Source organism: Kitasatospora sp. NPDC114501 (assembly GCF_055633695.1).
Window position 1 is genome coordinate 520766 of the sequence record NZ_JBVKDS010000001.1, and the last position, 15964, is coordinate 536729.

Sequence of the window (15964 nt, forward strand, 5' to 3'; positions counted from 1 at the left end):
CTTCGACCGGGCCCGCGACGCCTGACAGGTCACCCGCCTTCCGCCAGGAACCCCTTGCCAAGACCGGGCTCCGCGTACTGACGACCTGCACGCCTCCTGCATCACTGCTGGTACTGCCAACTGCGGTACTGCCCAGGCAGTTCGTGTCTGCCTGCCCTGCGGTCCTGCTCTTCCAACACCAGGAACACTACACAGGCCGTCGGCCAATGTCTACTCTCGCCAGCACAGGTTTGCGTGTCCGGCCGTGCCGATTTATCGCCGGCGGCCCCGGTGGCCCGGCGATGGTGAGCGGGATCGCCGGCGCTGCGGCGCGGGGCGAGGGCAGGGCGCAGGGATCGGCGCCGCCGGTCGGTTTCCCGTCGCGGGCCCCAGGGCCTTCGAAACGGGCCGGTAAAAACGCGTTTCCGCAGGTCAGCAAGGTGCTGACCTGCGGAAACGGTGAGAGGCCGAGCTGCGTCTCCGCAGGTCGGGGGAAGCCCTACAGGTCGTAGTAGAGCTCGAACTCGTGCGGGTGGGGGCGGAGGGCGATCGGGGCGATCTCGTTGGTGCGCTTGTAGTCGATCCAGGTCTCGATCAGGTCCGGGGTGAAGACGTTGCCCGCGAGGAGGTACTCGTGGTCGGCCTCCAGGGCGTCCAGGACGGCGGGGAGGGAGGACGGGACCTGGGGGACGTTGGCGTGCTCCTCGGGGGCCAGCTCGTAGAGGTCCTTGTCGACCGGCTCCAGCGGCTCGATCTTGTTGCGGATGCCGTCGAGGCCGGCCATCAGCATGGCGGCGAAGGCGAGGTAGGGGTTGGAGGCCGGGTCCGGGGCGCGGAACTCGATGCGCTTGGCCTTGGCGTTGGAGCCGGTGATCGGGATGCGGATCGCGGCGGAGCGGTTGCGCTGCGAGTAGACCAGGTTGACCGGCGCCTCGAAGCCCGGCACCAGGCGGTGGTAGGAGTTCACCGAGGGGTTGGTGAACGCCAGCAGCGAGGGGGCGTGCCGCAGCAGGCCGCCGATGTAGTAGCGGGCGGTGTCGGAGAGCCCGGCGTAGCCCTGCTCGTCGTAGAAGAGCGGGGTGCCCTCGGTCCACAGCGACTGGTGGACGTGCATGCCCGAGCCGTTGTCGCCGAAGATCGGCTTCGGCATGAAGGTGGCGGTCTTGCCGTTCCGCCAGGCGACGTTCTTGATGATGTACTTGAACAGCATCAGGTCGTCGGCGGCGTGCAGCAGCGTGTTGAACCTGTAGTTGATCTCGGCCTGGCCGGCGGTGCCGACCTCGTGGTGCTGGCGCTCGACCTCGAGCCCCGCCTTGGCGAGCTCCAGCGACATCTCGGCGCGCAGGTCGGCGAAGTGGTCGACCGGCGGGACGGGGAAGTACCCGCCCTTGTACTTGACCTTGTAGCCGCGCGCGTCGCCCTCGGCGGCGCCGCTGTTCCAGGCGCCGGCCTCCGAGTCGATGTGGTAGAAGGACGCGTTGGCGCTGGTCTCGAAGCGGACCGAGTCGAAGACGTAGAACTCGGCCTCGGGCCCGAAGTACGCGGTGTCGGCGATCCCGGAGGACGCGAGGTAGGCCTCGGCCTTCCTGGCGACGTTGCGCGGGTCGCGGCTGTACGCCTCGCCGGTGACCGGGTCCTGGATGAAGAAGTTGATGTTGAGGTGCTTCTCGGCCCGGAAGGGGTCGAGGCGGGCCGTGGCGAGGTCCGGCACCAGGGCCATGTCGGACTCGTGGATGGCCTGGAAGCCGCGGATCGACGAGCCGTCGAACATCAGGATCTCGGACGGGTCGAAGGTCGCCGCAGGTACGGAGAAGTGCTGCAAGACGCCCGGCAGGTCGCAGAAACGGACGTCGACGAACTTCACGTCGTTGTCCTGAATGAACTGCTTCACTTCGGCGGCGTTGTTGAACATCCATCCTCCTCGGCGTGCGAATGTGGCTCACCATAGGAATGGGTCGTTTCCAGTCGGTGACCCGCTCGTTTCCTAGATGTTAACCACGCGCGCCGGGCGGGCGGCAAAGACGTACGGGACGGTACAAATCGCCCCGCCCGGCTGGGCACCCTTCCGAAAGTGGTCTGGACCACTTGGAAAGCCCCGGAACGGCGATTCACCCGGTCGGGGGTGATGGCCCGACCGGAGGGGAGCCGGTGGCGGCGCACGCCGTCAGCCCGGTTAGTGTGGATTCGTGGACACCAGAGAAGCGTTGGGATCGTGGATCGACGGCCCCCGGGCGGCCGCCGAGAAGATGGGCGCCGACTTCGGCTACCGCGGCGAGCGCCTCGGGCTGCCCAAGGAGGGCCCCGGCTCGGTCGCCGGCCCCGGCCGCCGGATCGGCGCCCTGTTCGTGGACGGCTGGCTGGTCGCCCTGGTCGCGTACGGGCTGATCGCCCACGGCGACCAGGCCGAGGCCAACCTGTGGACCAGCCCGCTGTACTTCCTGGTCGCGTCCGTGCTGCTGGCCACCACCGGCACGACGGTCGGCAAGCGGCTGTTCGGCCTCCGGGTGGTCCGCCTGGACGGCGGCCGCGCGACCATCCCGCAGGTCCTGCTGCGCACCCTGCTGCTCTGCCTGGTGATCCCGCCGCTGGTCTGGGACCGCGACACCCGCGGCCTGCACGACAAGGCGGTCGGCACGGTCGAGGTCCGGATCTGACCCCGGCGCCGTACCAACGTCGGAACGGCCCCGCCGCGGAGCTTCCGCGGCGGGGCCGTTCTCGTGTCGTCAGGGGCGGGGGAGGGTCAGCGGGCTTGGCCGCCCTTGGGCATCCGGGCGCCCTTCGGCATCGGGCCCTTGGGGATCGGCGCCTTGGAGAGCAGGTCGCCCAGCGCCCGCAGGCGGTCGTTGGTCTCGGTGACCTGGGCGGCGGTGATGGCGCGGGGCAGACGCATCAGGTGGATCTGGAGCTTCTTCAGCGGGACCTCGCCCTCGCCGGTGCCCACCACGATGTCGTGCACCGGCACGTCGCCGACCACACGGGCCATCTTCTTCTTCTCGGAGGCCAGCAGCTGGCGGACCCGGTTCGGGTTGCCCTCACCGATCAGCGCGATGCCGGCCCGGCCCACGGCGCGGTAGACCGCGTCCTGGTTGCGGGTGACCGCCACCGGGGTGGAGTTGGAGCTCCAGCCGCGCCGGATGTTGTTCAGCACCGCCGCGACGGCGCCCGGCTGTCCCTCCATCTGCCCGAACGCGGCGCGCTCGGCCCGGCGCCCGAAGACGATCGCCATGGCCAGCACGGCCACGATGAAGCCCAGGATGCCCAGGTAGACGGGATGCTCGATCGCGAAGCCGATGGCGAGGAACACGCCGAAGGTCAGCAGGCCGACGCCGGCGATGATCAGGCCGATCTTGGTGTCGACCTTCTTGGTCATGGTGTACGCCAGACGGATCTGCTTCAGCCGTCCGGGGTTCTCGGATGTTTCCCTCGCCATAACGCTCATGGTACGTGGCACGGGTACGGGATATCCAAGCCCGGGTACCCGTTCGCCCCAACCGTGACCCGTCCGCCCGCACTCCGTCGCGCAGAGCGACGCCGGGGGCCCGGCGGCGCCGAAGCGTCACCGCCGTACGGACCGCGTCCCCGCCGCCCCCGTGGCCGGCCCCGCGGCCAAGCTCCCCGCCGCCACCGCGTCGTCGTCGTGCCGGCGGTCCGCCGCGTAACGGCGGTTCTCGCACACCGCCGCCCACGCGTTGCTCCGCGCGTGCCGCTGGCCGGGCGCGAGCAGGACGCTCTCGGCGAACCGCAGCGCCACCCCCACCGACCGGACCCGCATCTGCATCCGCATGTCGAACAGCTCCTCCCGTGGCTGAGAAGAATCGAACGCTCACCAGGCGTCCAGAGTCCCCACCCCGTGTTACCAGCCCGTGACCAGCCGGTCAAAGCGTGGTGAAACCGGAAGGGCGGAGCCGAAGCTCCGCCCTTCCGGTGGCTCGAAACGGTCGGGGGCCGTCAGGCGGTCGTCAGACCGCGGCCTGCTCGCGCCGCTCCAGCGCCTGCCGGTACAGCCGGCCGGCCCGGTACGAGGACCGCACCAGCGGGCCCGACATGACGCCCGCGAAGCCCAGCTCCTCGGCCTCCTGCTGGAGCTCGACGAACTCCTGCGGCTTCACCCAGCGCTCCACCGGGTGGTGGCGCAGCGAGGGGCGCAGGTACTGGGTGATGGTGATCAGCTCGCAGCCGGCGCCGACCAGGTCGGCCAGCGCCTGGCTGACCTCCTCGCGGGTCTCGCCCATGCCCAGGATCAGGTTGGACTTGGTCACCAGCCCGGCCGCGCGGGCCTGGGTGATGACGTCCAGCGAGCGCTCGTAGCGGAACGCCGGGCGGATCCGCTTGAAGATCCGCGGCACCGTCTCGACGTTGTGCGCGAGCACCTCGGGACGGGACGAGAAGACCTCGGCCAGCTGCTCGGGCACCGCGTTGAAGTCGGGGATGAGCAGCTCGACGCCGGTGCGCCCGGCCTCGCGGTCGGCCGTCATCGCGTGCACCTGGCGCACGGTCTCGGCGTACAGCCAGGCGCCGCCGTCCGCCAGGTCGTCGCGGGCGACGCCGGTGATGGTGGCGTAGTTGAGGTCCATGGTGACGATGGACTCGGCGACCCGGCGCGGCTCGTCGCGGTCGAACTCGGCGGGCTTGCCGGTGTCGATCTGGCAGAAGTCGCAGCGGCGGGTGCACTGGTCACCGCCGATGAGGAAGGTCGCCTCGCGGTCCTCCCAGCACTCGAAGATGTTGGGGCAGCCGGCCTCCTGGCAGACCGTGTGCAGCCCCTCCTTCTTCACCAGCGACTGGAGGGCGTTGTACTCCGGGCCCATCTTCGCGCGGGTCTTGATCCACTCGGGCTTCCGCTCGATGGGGGTCTCGCTGTTGCGGACCTCCAGGCGGAGCAGCTTCCTGCCGTCGGGCGCGACAGCGGACACGTGCGACTCCTAGAACTAGACGGGGTACCCCCAGGGTACGCCTGTGGTTGTACGGCCTTCGCCGGGCCTGCCGCCCTGCAATCGCAGGGCAACACGGCTACCGGTCGGTAGATTCCCAGCGGCCGCCGCGACTTCCGGCGGCCGTCGGGGGCGGGTTCAGCGGCTGAGCGCCGGCTCCGGCAGCTCGGCCAGGACGTCCGCCAGGTGGCGTTCGACCACCGGGGCCGCCTCGGCGACGGACAGTCCGCGCTTCAGCTCGCCGGTGAGCGAGGCGACGCCCGCGTCCCGGATGCCGCACGGCACGATCTTGTCGAACCAGGTCATGTCCGGGTCGCAGTTGAGCGCGAAGCCGTGCATGGTCACCCCGCGGGCGACCCGCACGCCGATCGCGGCGAGCTTGCGGTCGTCGCCGCGCTGCCCGGCGTTGGAGGGCGCGTACTCGGGGCCGGCCAGCCGCGGGTCGATGCCCAGCGGCAGGCCCATCCGCAGGGTCAGCCTGCCGATGTCCACCACCTGCGCCGGGTCCACCACGGCGTCCGGGATGGACTCGCCCAGCACCCAGACCCCGCTGCGGCCCTCGACCCGGGTCGACCCGATGCCGAACTCGCCGGCGGTGCGGATCAGCGCCTCCTCCAGCCGGCGGACGTAGGCGATGACGTCGATCGGGTCGGGCAGCTTGACGATCGGGTAGCCGACCAGCTGGCCGGGGCCGTGCCAGGTGATCTCCCCGCCCCGGTTGACCTCCACCACGGGGGTGCCGTCCAGCGGGAGGTCGGCGGGGTTGGTGCGCTTGCCCATGGTGTACACCGACTGGTGCTCCAGCAGCAGGACGGTGTCGGGGATCTCGTCCGCGACCCGCAGCGCGTGCAGCCGCTGCTGCTCCTCCCAGGCCTCCTGGTAGGGCACGGTGCGCTCACCTATGCCCATGTGAACAAAACGCACGTTCTCGCTCACCGAAGTGTGCTCCTTGCCAGGCGTTCGAGACCAACCTCGCCACTGTACGCCCCGGCCCGGTCGGACCTTCCGGCCGTCCCGCCCGCCCGGCCCCGCCCCCGCCCCCGCTCGCCCTCGCCTGCCCCCGTTCAGCTCCCGGCGAGCAGTTGCAGCCGCAGCGCGAGCTGGAGCTCCAGCGACCGCTCCGGCTGGTTCCAGTCCCGCCCGAGCAGCGCCTCGACCCGGTCCAGCCGCTGGACCACGGTGTTCACGTGGACGTGCAGCTCGTCCTTGGCCCGGGTCAGGCTGCCGCCGCAGTCGAAGTAGGCGCGCAGGGTGCGGACCAGCTCGGTGCCGCGCCGGGCGTCGTACGCCAGCAGCGGGCCGAGCGTCGCGCCGACGAAGCCGTCCACGTCGTGGCCGTCGCCGAGCAGCACGCCGAGGAAGCCGAGCGCGCGGGCGGAGGCGCCCTCCCCGGCGCGGCCGAGCACCCGCAGCGCCCGGACGCAGCGCAGGCCCTCGCCGTAGGCGGCGGCCAGCGCGGACGGTCCGGCGGCCGGGTGGCCCGCGCCGACGGTGACCGGGAACCCGGCCAGCCGGGCCAGCCGCTCGGCGGCCTGCCGGGCGGTCTCCTCGGCGTCGTCGGTGCCGCCGGCCTCGACGGGAGCCAGCAGCACCACCGTGTCGCCGTGCTCGGCGCTGACGCCCCGGGAGCCGAACAGGTAGCGCCGGGCCGCGCCCGCAAGCCGTGCCCGGTCGTCGCCCTGCCCGTCGGCCGGCTCCGCGACCAGCACCAGGTGCGGCCGGGCGAGGTCGACGCCGAGCCGGCGGCCGCGCGCGGTGAGCCCGGCCGGGTCGCGCTCGGGGGCGGTCAGCAGGTCGGTGAGCAGCTCGCCGCGGACCCGGTTCTCGGTCTCGGCGACCGAGCGGCGCAGCAGCAGGAGCAGCGCCGTGACCACGCTGGCCCGCTCGAACAGCCGCCGGTCGGCGTCGTCGAGGTCCGGCCGGCCGCGCAGCACCATGGTGCCGAGCGCGTCGTGCCCGGCCAGCACCGCGCACACCCACTGCTCGCCGTGCCGTACGGACCTTCCCTCGGCACGGGAGGCGGCGACCGCCTCGGCCAGTTCGGCGGCGGGCGCGGCGCGGCCGGCCAGCGGCTCGCCCTCGGCGTCCAGGACCGCTATCTCCCCGCCCAGCAGGGCGGCGACGGCGGCCGCGACGTCCGGCACCTCGGCGCCGCGCAGCACCAGGTCGGTGAGCCGGTCGTGCGCCTGCTCGGCCCGCTGGACGGCGGCGGAGTGGGCCCGGACCAGCTCGTTGGCGGCGTTCAGCTCGGCGAGCGCGGCCCGGGTGTCGGCCAGCGACTTGGCGGTGTCCAGGGCGATCGCGGCGTGCGCGGCCAGCGAGCAGAGCAGCGCGACCTCGTCGGGGGAGAAGGCGCGCGGCGTGCGGTCGGCGGCGAACAGGACGCCGATGACCTGACCGCCGAGCAGCAGCGGCACCCCGATGATCGCCACCAGGCCCTCGTCCAGCACGCCCGCGTCGATGGTGCCGGTGTGGTGGAAGCGCGCGTCGTTGCGGTAGTCGGGGGTGGCGTACGGGCGGGCGGTCTGCGCGACCAGCCCGCCCAGGCCGTCGCCGAGGCTGAGCCGCAGGGTCTGGAACAGGACGGAGACCGAGCCGTCGGTGACCCGCATGTAGGTGTCGCCGGCGGCCTCGTCCGGCAGGGTCAGGTACGCGGTGTCGGTGCCGAGCAGCATCCGGGCCCGGCGGACGATCGCCTGGAGCACGGTGTCCAGGTCCCGGGAGGCGGCGAGGTCCCCGGCGGTGTCGAACAGGGCGGTCAACTCGGCTTCCCGGCGCCGGTGTTGACGCAGGGTGCGGTGGACCCGCAGGGCCTGCCAGGTGGCGTCGTCGATCTCGGCGAGGACGGCGGCCGGCGCCCCGCGGCGGCGGGCGTCGGCCAGCACGTCGGCGAAGTCCTCGGTGGCGGCGCCGGAGGCGAGCAGGTCGAGCAGCCGCCGCAGCGCGGGTGCGGCGCTCTCGTGAGGGTGGTTCATGGTGCGTGCTGCCAATCGGCGTCGGTTCCGTCGGTTCCGAGAAAGCGCGATCGTATCGGCTCGGTCCTCAGGCGACGGCGGGCTTTCCGGCCGCGGCCGGGTCCGCCTCCTGGCCCTCCCGGTCGCTGCCCCCGTCGATCTCGGCGAGGTCCTGGCCCCTGGTCTCCCGGCCGCAGAGCACCGCCACCACGGTGATCGCCGCCGCGATCGCGACGTACACCGAGATGGGGGTGGCGCTGCCGTAGTCCTTGAGCAGCGCGGTGGCGACCAGCGGCGCCGGGGCGCCGGCCGCCACCGAGGAGAACTGGGCCCCGATCGAGGCGCCCGAGTACCGCATCCGGGTCGCGAACAGCTCGGAGAAGAAGGCGGCCTGGGGCGCGTACATGGCGCTGTGGAAGACCAGGCCGACCGTCACCGCGGTGACCAGCGAGCCGAACGACTTCATGTCGACCAGGCCGAAGAAGACGAACGCCCAGGCGCCCACCCCGACCGCGCCCACCAGGTACACCGGCCTGCGCCCGACCCGGTCGGAGAGCGCCCCGAACAGCGGGATCAGTGCGAACTGGATCGCGGAGGCGATCAGGACGGCGTTCAGCGCGGTCTGCTTGGAGAAGTGGGCGTGGGTGACGGCGTAGGTGAGCACGAACGTCGTCATCACGTAGTAGGAGATGTTCTCCGCCATCCGCGCGCCCATGGCCACCAGCACCTCCCGCCAGTGGTTGCGCAGCACCTCCACCAGCGGCAGCCGTTCGGCCGTCGTCCGCTCCCGCTGCCGCTCCTGCTGCGCCGCCAGCGCCTGCTTGAACAGCGGCGACTCGTCCACCGCGAGCCGGATCCACATCCCCACCACGACCAGCACCGCGGACAGCAGGAACGGCACCCGCCAGCCCCACGCCAGGAACTCCGCGTCCGACTGCACCGCCGTCATCAGCGACAGCACCCCGGCCGCTAGCAGGTTCCCGGCCGGCGCCCCGCCCTGCGGCCAGGACGCCCAGAACCCGCGCCGCCGCTGGTCCCCGTGCTCCGACACCAGCAGCACGGCGCCGCCCCACTCGCCGCCGAGCGCGAAGCCCTGCACCAGCCGCAGCACCGTCAGCAGCACCGGCGCCGCGACGCCGATCGAGTCGTACGTCGGCAGCAGGCCGATGGCGGTGGTCGACCCGCCCATCAGCAGCAGGCTCACCACCAGCAGCTTCTTGCGCCCGACGCGGTCCCCGAAGTGACCGAACACCAGCGCCCCGAGCGGCCGCGCCGCGAACCCGATGGCGTAGGTCAGGAAGGACAGCAGCGTCCCGGTCAGCGGATCGCTGTGCGGGAAGAACAGCCTCCCGAACACCAGCGCCGCCGCCGTTCCGTACAGGAAGTAGTCGTACCACTCGATCGTCGTGCCGATCAGGCTCGCAGCCACCACTCTCGGGAGTGAGCTGCTCGCTTCCGTACCTCGTGCAGGGGCGTTCATGGCCACCACTTCCAGAACCAGGGGGGAGACGATGTCGCCACAAGGTAGGAAGCGCCCGACCCCGGGACTATGTGGGTGGCCCACACAGTCCCGGGGGCGAATGTGCCTGCCCACCCCATGAGCGCGGCTGCCGGATCGCGGAGCGCTCCCCGCTCAGTGGGCCGTCCAGCCGCCGTCGAGGGGGAGGCTGGCGCCGGTGATGTAGGAGGCGGCGGGGGAGCAGAGCCAGAGGGCGAGCTGGGCGACCTCGTCGGGTTCGATGAGGCGCTTCACGGCGGTGCGGTCGAGCATGATCCGCTCGACCACCTCGTCCTCGGGGATGCCGTGGGCGAGCGCCTGGGCGGCGATCTGCTTCTCCACCAGGGGGGTCCGGACGTAGCCCGGGTTGACGCAGTTGCTGGTGACGCCGTACGGCGCGCCCTCCAGGGCGACGGTCTTGCTCAGGCCCTCCAGTCCGTGCTTGGCGGTGACGTACGCGGACTTGAAGGCGCTGGCGCGCAGGCCGTGGACGGAGGAGACGTTGACGACCCGGCCCCACCCCTGCTCGTACATGTGCGGCAGGGTGCGGCGCAGGATGCGGAACGGGGCCTCGACCATGACGCGCTGGATCAGCGTGAAGCGGTCGGGCGGGAACTCGTGCACGGGCGCGACGTGCTGGAGGCCCGCGTTGTTGACGACGATGTCGGCGTCGTCGGGCAGGGCGTCCACGGCCCCGGGATCGGCGAGGTCGGTGACGATCGCGCGGCCGCCGATCCGCTCGGCGAGCTCCTCGGCCGGGCCGGCCGCGAGGTCGACGACGTAGACCCGGGCGCCGGCCCCGGCGAAGGCCTCGGCACAGGCCCGGCCGATGCCCGAGGCGGCCCCGGTGACCATGGCCGTGCGGCCGGCGAGCGGGCGGGCAGTAGAGGTGTCCATGGCCGAGAACGGTAGGAATCCGGCGGCCCCGCTCCCATGTGGCGGACCGCCACAGCATCCCGCTGAGCTGTGGTGTTGTCCGCCATGACGCCGGAGCGGGGCCCGAACGGCGGATCGACCCTCGGAACCGCCGACGGTTCGGCCCCGGAGGAGCAAACCCAAGGTGACGTCGCTTCCCCACAATGGGCGCGGTTGCTTCACCCGTTCGGTGGATTGCTCGGTCAGATCCACCCATAGCGCCCGAATGCTCGCTACATTCACGCCGATTCCCGACAGGGGGCGCCGCCCCGGGCCGCCGAAGTGCTGGTGAGGCCCGGTGCGACGTCCGAGAGGTGTTGACAGACATGCCCCAACGGCCTGCAACCGACAGCCCGGCGTACGGACCGCTCGACCCGCTCGGCCAGCACCGAGGGCCGGTCGGCCGGACCCTTCCGGACGCCCCCGACGCCCTGACCGCCGAAACGCTGCCCGCCGACGCCCCGGACGCCGACGACATTCGGCTGCCGGTGCAGGCCACACCCGACCGGCACGACAGCCCCGTCACGTCCGCGCCCGCCCCGGCCCGCGGCCCCGGCCACTCCGGCCCGGCCCCGCAGAACGGCCAGCTCGCGGCGCTGATCGAGGAGGCCGGCTTCTCGCACGCGGGCCTCGCCCGCCGGGTCGACCAGCTCGGCCTGGAGCACGGCCTCGACCTGCGCTACGACAAGACCTCGGTCACCCGCTGGCTGCGCGGCCAGCAGCCGCGCGGGGCCACCCCGGCGCTGATCGCCGAGGTCTTCACCCGCCGGCTCGGCCGCCGCCTCACCGCCCAGGACCTCGGCCTGGACGCCTGCGCGCCGGTCTACGCCGGCCTGGAGTTCGCCGAGACGCCGCAGGAGGCGGTGGACATCGTGGCGAGCATGTGGCGCAAGGACAACGGCCCGCAGTCCGAGCTGCGCCGGATCGCCTTCACCCCGGCCGGCCTGGTCGTCCCCAGCCGGGACTGGCTGATCGGCCGCACCGACGAACGGGTCGCCCGGGACGGCTCCACCCTGGCCCGGCCGGACGCCGCCACCGGCCCGCCGGCCGGCAGCGCCACCTCCGCGGCCATCACCGGCGCCGCGACGCCGGGCACGCCCGGCGGGTCAGCCGGGAGCCCGGCGCGCGGCCCGGCCCCCGGCGCTCCCGGCGCCCCCACCGCCCGCAGCACGGCCGGGACCACCGGCACCGCCCCCACCATCGGCCGGGTGCCGGTCCAGAGCCGCCGGCCACCGGTCGCCGTCGAGCCGCCGTACACCGACCCGGCCCGCGAGTCCCGCCCCGCCCTGCGGGTCGGGCGCGGCGACATCGCCGCCATCCGCGCCGTCGGCGACCTCTTCCGCGCGCTCGACCACGCCTACGGCGGCGGCCACGCCCGGCAGGCGCTGGTCCGCTACCTGGAGAGCGAGGCCGAGCCGATGCTGCGCGGCCGCTACGGCGAGCAGATCGGCCGGGCCCTGTTCGGCGCGGTCGCCGACCTCACCAGGCTGGCCGGCTGGACGTCCTTCGACATCGCCGCGCACGGTCTCGCCCAGCGCTACTTCGTCCAGGCGTTGCGCCTCTCCCAGGCCGCCGGGGACCGCGCGCTCGGCGGCTACGTGCTGGTGACGATGAGCCAGCAGGCCGTCCACCTGGGCCACGGCCGGGAGGCGGTCCAGCTCGCCCGGGTCGCCCAGCAGGGCGTGGGCACCGCGGTGCCGCCGGTCGTCCAGTCGCTGATGCACGCCGCCGAGGCGCGTGGGCACGGCCTGCTGGGCGACGTGCGGTCCTGCACCACCGCCCTGGTGCGCGCCGAGCGCTCCCTGGCGGCGGCCCGGACGGGTGACGAACTGCCCTCCTGGGCACGGTACTTCGACGAGGCCCAGCTCTCCGACGAGTTCGCCCACTGCTACCGCGACCTCCAGCAGTGGCGGACGGCCGCGCAGCACGCCGAGAAGTCGCTGCGGCTGCGCTCGCCCGCCTACGCCCGCAGCCGGATCTTCTGCCGTCTGGTGCTGGCCACCGCGCGGCTCGGCATGGGGGACCTCGACGAGGCCTGCACCATGGCCACCGACGCGCTGCGGGCCGCGGGGGAGATGCGCTCGGCCCGCTCGCTGGAGTACGTCCGGGACTTCCACCGCCGGCTCACCCCCTACCGCGGCAGTCCGGTGGCCCGCGCCTTCGAGGAGACGGCCCGCCAGGCGGGGGTGATCTGACCGGGGGCGGCGGCCCGGCGGGCGGGCGGCGGCCTGACCGGCGGAGTGCACGGGGCCGGCCGCGCGGCGCCCGCCCGTTCCGGCGGGCACCGCGCGGATCGGCGCCTCAGGCCGCCGCCTCGCGCCCGTCAGGCCGCCGCCTCCGCCTCCCGGGCGTCGGCCGGGACGCCGAGGTCGCCCAGCACCGCCTGGGCCGCCCGCCGCCCGGAGACCAGCGCGCCCTGCACGGTGCTGGTGTCCCGGTGGTCCCCGGCGACGTACAGCCCGGCCAGCAGCCGCACCGGGCGGCGGGGGTTGTGCGGCGGGGGCATCGCGGGCAGCGCGTCCGGGAGGTGCCGCACGCCGAGGAACTGCCAGCCCGAGGTCGAGCCGCCGTACAGCTCGGCCAGCCGGGCCCGGACGGCCGGTTCCAGCCCGGCCGGGCCGCCCAGGTCGAAGGCGCGCCGCCCGAGCACGGTGGTGGCGATCAGTGCCTGGCCGGCCGGGGCGTAGGACGGGTGCAGCTCGCTGAGCACCAGCGAGTGCGAGACCAGCGGCGGGTGCCCGTTCGGCCGGTCGCCGTCGAGCAGCAGCACGGCCTCGCCCAGCGGGGCGGCGTCGGCCGCGTGGAAGAAGGTCGTGACGGGGTGGAAGTCGGGCAGCCGTAGCCCGGGCAGCAGTTCGGCGGCGGAGCGGGCGTCGGTGGCGACGACGACGGCCTGGGCGCCGATCCGCCCGTGGGCGAGGGTCTCCACGCCGTCCGCGGCGATCGCGGTGACCTGGACCCCGGTGCGGACGGTGCCGACGGGCAGGGCGGCGGCCAGCTGGGCCGGTACCGCCGCGATCCCGTCGGCGGGCAGACAGAGCCGCCCGCGCGCGTAGGAGCGCAGCACCAGGTCGGCGACCCGGCTGCTGGTGCCGAGGGCCGGGTCGGCGAGCAGCGCGCTGAGCAGCGGGCGCAGGAAGCCGTCCACGGTGCGCTGGGAGAGGCCGTGGCCGGCCAGCGCGCGGGCCGCGGTGGTCTCCGGCCGGGCCTGGAGCCGGCCGACCGGGGTGGTGGCGAGGCGGCCGAGCCAGCCGCCCAGCCGGGCCTTGTCGAGCGGGCTGCCGAGCGGGGCCCGGGCGGCGGCCTGCCGGGCGACGGTGAGCTGGGGGTCCCCGGCGCGGTAGCGGCGGCCGGCGCTGTGCACCAGCACGCCGGGCGCGAGCGGGCGCAGGTCGAGCCGGTCCAGGTCGAGCGTGCGGTGCAGCTCGGGGAAGGCGGTGTTCAGCAGGTGACTGCCGTCGTCGAGCCGGAATCCGTCCTGCTCGCGGGTGGCCATCCGGCCGCCGATCCGACCGGTGGCCTCCAGGACCTGAACGGCGAGGCCGTGGCCGGTGAGCGCGCGGGCGGCGGCCAGGCCCGCGAGTCCGGCGCCGACCACGACGACGTCCGGGTCGGACGGCCGACGGGCGCGGCGGGTGAAGTCGTACGTGGGCACTGGCGTGCTCCCTCCCTGGTCCCGGGGCTCCGGCCGACGCAGGCAGCGGGGTGCCGGGACACGGTCCGACGAGGGTGATGCCCCGTCAGTGTGAACGTCAGACAAGCGCATCGGGCCGGATCCAAGCGCCGGGGAGGGTCGTGCGGCATCGGGCGGGGGCGCGGTCACGGACAGTGCGCCGTGCGGCCGGGTTCGGGGGCCGATGGGCGCGTACGGTCACCGGGGGCGTGCGACGCGCCCGCCATGTGCTCCCGTGCGCCCCCTCCTCGGGCCCCCTCGGCCCCTGTCCGGCATATGCCTCTGGCCAGCGCGGATGTCGTAGTCGGAGTACGCACGGCTCCGCGCGACCCGTGTGCACATCCAGCCGCCCGGCGCGCGCATCAACCCCGCACGCCCACCGGCACCGCACCGGCCTCGCAGCGCTACCGCACCGGCCCCCTGCCCGCGTGCCCGCCCCGCGTGCCCGTCACATCGCCGCGAGCACCGCCGAGTACACGTCCGGGTGGGTGAAGCGGAAGCCCGCGTCCAGCAGCCGCCGCGGCACCACCCGGTGGCTGCCGACCACCTCGATCGCCAGCTCGCCCAGCACCAGCTTGAGCACCGCCTCCGGTACCGGGAACGGAGTCGGCCGCCCCAGCGCCCGTCCGAGCGCCGCGGTCAGCTCGGCGTTGGTCGCCGGGTCGGGCGCGGTGAGGTTGAAGACGCCGGAGAGGTCGTCGTGGTCGATCAGGTACCGCAGCGCGGCCACCTCGTCGTGCAGCGAGATGAAGCTCCAGTACTGCCGCCCGCTGCCGAGCCGCCCGCCGAGGCCCAGCTTGAACAGCGGGAACAGCCGCCCGCCCGCCCCGCCGGCCGAGGAGAGCACCATCCCGGTGCGGGGGTGGACGACCCGGATCCCGGCCCGCTCGGCCGGCCGGGCGGCGTCCTCCCACTCCCGGCAGACCTCGGCCAGGAAGTCGTCGCCCGCGGGGGAGTCCTCGTCGATCACCCGGTCGCCGGTCTGCCCGTACCAGCCGACCGCGGAGGCGCTCACGAAGACCTGCGGCGGCTCCTTGAGCGCGGCCAGGGCGACGGCCAGCGTCTCGGTGCCGTACACCCGGCTCTCCCGGATCTCCCGCTTGTAGGAGTCCGTCCAGCGGCGGTCGCCGATCCCGGCGCCGGCCAGGTGCACCACGGCCTGGACCCCGACCAGCCCGTCCCGCTCGACCTCGCCGAGCAGCGGGTTCCAGCCGATCGCGGTGCTGCCGTCCGGCCGTGGGCCGGTCTTGGAGCGGTGCCGGACCAGCCGGACCACCTCATGGCCGTCCGCCAACAGGGAGCGGACGAGCGCCGAACCGATCAATCCCGTGGAACCCGTGACAGCGATGCGCATGCGCCCATCCTCGCAGCTCCCGCCTGCCTCCGCGGCGATCCCGACCGCCCGTCACCTGCGCGTGCCCGCCGTTAGCATGACGCGCATGCCTGACGACGATCTGATCATCCGTACGGCGCGGAGCGAGGACGAGCGCGAACTCGCCGTCCTCAACCACGCGGCCTGGTCCGTCCTCTCCGACGTCTCCCCGCGACCGGCCGTCGAGGACCCGCTGTTCGACGAGCGGCACGCCCCCGAGCAGTTCCAGCTGGCCGTGCTGGACGGCCGGATCGTCGGCTACATCCGTCAGATCCCGGCCACCCCGCTGGCGAGCAACCGGCACGTACGGCAGATCCAGGGCCTGGCCGTCGACGGCACCGTGCGCGGCCGCGGCATCGGCCGCCGGCTGGTCGAGGCGGCCTGCGAGGCGGCCCGGGCCGAGGGCGCCCGCAAGATGAGCCTGCGGGTGCTCGGCTGGAACGCCCCGGCCCGTCGGCTCTACGAGAGCTGCGGCTTCGCCGTCGAGGGCTCGCTGGCCGAGGAGTTCCTGATCGACGGCCGGTACGTGGACGACATCTGGATGGCCCGCCGCCTGACCGACTGAGCCCACCGGGCGCACCGGAAGAGGTGGTTCGCCACCCGACGGACGGTGCAGAGTCGTGACAGTCCCGGCCTGTCTGG

Annotated in this window: 13 protein-coding genes; 3 read left to right on the plus strand and 10 right to left on the minus strand. The window is 73.7% G+C overall.

What is annotated here, in order from left to right; all coding sequences use genetic code 11:
- Window positions 1–478: 478 nt before the first annotated feature.
- The gene (gene glnA / locus ACZ7RU_RS02445; protein WP_470339098.1) at window positions 479–1891 is read right to left on the minus strand and encodes a type I glutamate--ammonia ligase; all 1413 of its coding nucleotides are present in this window, start codon (window positions 1889–1891) and stop codon (window positions 479–481) included.
- A gap of 274 nt (window positions 1892–2165) precedes the next feature.
- Between glnA and ACZ7RU_RS02450 the strand changes: the two genes are divergently transcribed.
- Window positions 2166–2633 (plus strand): RDD family protein, encoded by a 468-nt coding sequence (locus tag ACZ7RU_RS02450; RefSeq protein ID WP_470339099.1) that lies wholly within the window; start codon window positions 2166–2168, stop codon window positions 2631–2633.
- An 86-nt stretch (window positions 2634–2719) separates the two neighbouring features.
- Here the strand turns inward: ACZ7RU_RS02450 and ACZ7RU_RS02455 are convergent, their stop codons facing one another.
- From ACZ7RU_RS02455 to ACZ7RU_RS02485, 7 genes are all read right to left on the minus strand, one after another.
- Window positions 2720–3409: a DUF4191 domain-containing protein gene (locus tag ACZ7RU_RS02455; protein WP_387748770.1), complete on the minus strand. Its 690-nt coding sequence runs from the start codon at window positions 3407–3409 to the stop codon at window positions 2720–2722.
- Window positions 3410–3535: 126 nt separating this feature from the next.
- Window positions 3536–3763 carry an SCO2195 family GlnR-regulated protein gene (locus tag ACZ7RU_RS02460; protein ID WP_470339100.1) on the minus strand — a complete coding sequence of 76 codons (228 nt, stop codon included), beginning with the start codon at window positions 3761–3763 and terminating at the stop codon, window positions 3536–3538.
- 175 nt (window positions 3764–3938) lie between these two features.
- Complete coding sequence (gene lipA, locus ACZ7RU_RS02465; RefSeq protein WP_387748774.1) at window positions 3939–4892, minus strand: lipoyl synthase; 954 nt, start codon at window positions 4890–4892, stop codon at window positions 3939–3941.
- Window positions 4893–5048: 156 nt separating this feature from the next.
- Entirely contained in the window at window positions 5049–5819 is a 771-nt protein-coding gene (gene lipB / locus ACZ7RU_RS02470) for a lipoyl(octanoyl) transferase LipB (protein ID WP_470339305.1), read from the minus strand.
- A 155-nt stretch (window positions 5820–5974) separates the two neighbouring features.
- Complete coding sequence (locus ACZ7RU_RS02475; RefSeq protein WP_470339101.1) at window positions 5975–7885, minus strand: helix-turn-helix domain-containing protein; 1911 nt, start codon at window positions 7883–7885, stop codon at window positions 5975–5977.
- Window positions 7886–7952: 67 nt separating this feature from the next.
- Window positions 7953–9344, minus strand: coding sequence for an MFS transporter (locus ACZ7RU_RS02480; RefSeq protein WP_470339102.1), 1392 nt, complete (start codon window positions 9342–9344; stop codon window positions 7953–7955).
- Between the two features lie 153 nt (window positions 9345–9497).
- Window positions 9498–10259, minus strand: a complete 762-nt coding sequence (locus ACZ7RU_RS02485; protein ID WP_470339103.1) for a 3-hydroxybutyrate dehydrogenase — start codon at window positions 10257–10259, stop codon at window positions 9498–9500.
- A gap of 344 nt (window positions 10260–10603) precedes the next feature.
- Here ACZ7RU_RS02485 and ACZ7RU_RS02490 point away from each other — a divergent pair, with 344 nt between their 5' ends.
- Complete coding sequence (locus ACZ7RU_RS02490) at window positions 10604–12472, plus strand: regulator (RefSeq protein WP_470339104.1); 1869 nt, start codon at window positions 10604–10606, stop codon at window positions 12470–12472.
- Between the two features lie 128 nt (window positions 12473–12600).
- On the opposite strand, the gene ACZ7RU_RS02495 is transcribed toward ACZ7RU_RS02490, so the two are convergent.
- Both ACZ7RU_RS02495 and ACZ7RU_RS02500 read right to left on the minus strand, forming a co-directional pair.
- The gene (locus ACZ7RU_RS02495; RefSeq protein ID WP_470339105.1) at window positions 12601–13932 is read right to left on the minus strand and encodes an FAD-dependent oxidoreductase; all 1332 of its coding nucleotides are present in this window, start codon (window positions 13930–13932) and stop codon (window positions 12601–12603) included.
- A 466-nt stretch (window positions 13933–14398) separates the two neighbouring features.
- Window positions 14399–15304 (minus strand): TIGR01777 family oxidoreductase, encoded by a 906-nt coding sequence (locus ACZ7RU_RS02500; RefSeq protein WP_470339106.1) that lies wholly within the window; start codon window positions 15302–15304, stop codon window positions 14399–14401.
- 85 nt (window positions 15305–15389) lie between these two features.
- Between ACZ7RU_RS02500 and ACZ7RU_RS02505 the strand changes: the two genes are divergently transcribed.
- Complete coding sequence (locus ACZ7RU_RS02505; protein ID WP_470339107.1) at window positions 15390–15887, plus strand: GNAT family N-acetyltransferase; 498 nt, start codon at window positions 15390–15392, stop codon at window positions 15885–15887.
- The last annotated feature ends 77 nt before the right edge of the window (window positions 15888–15964 follow it).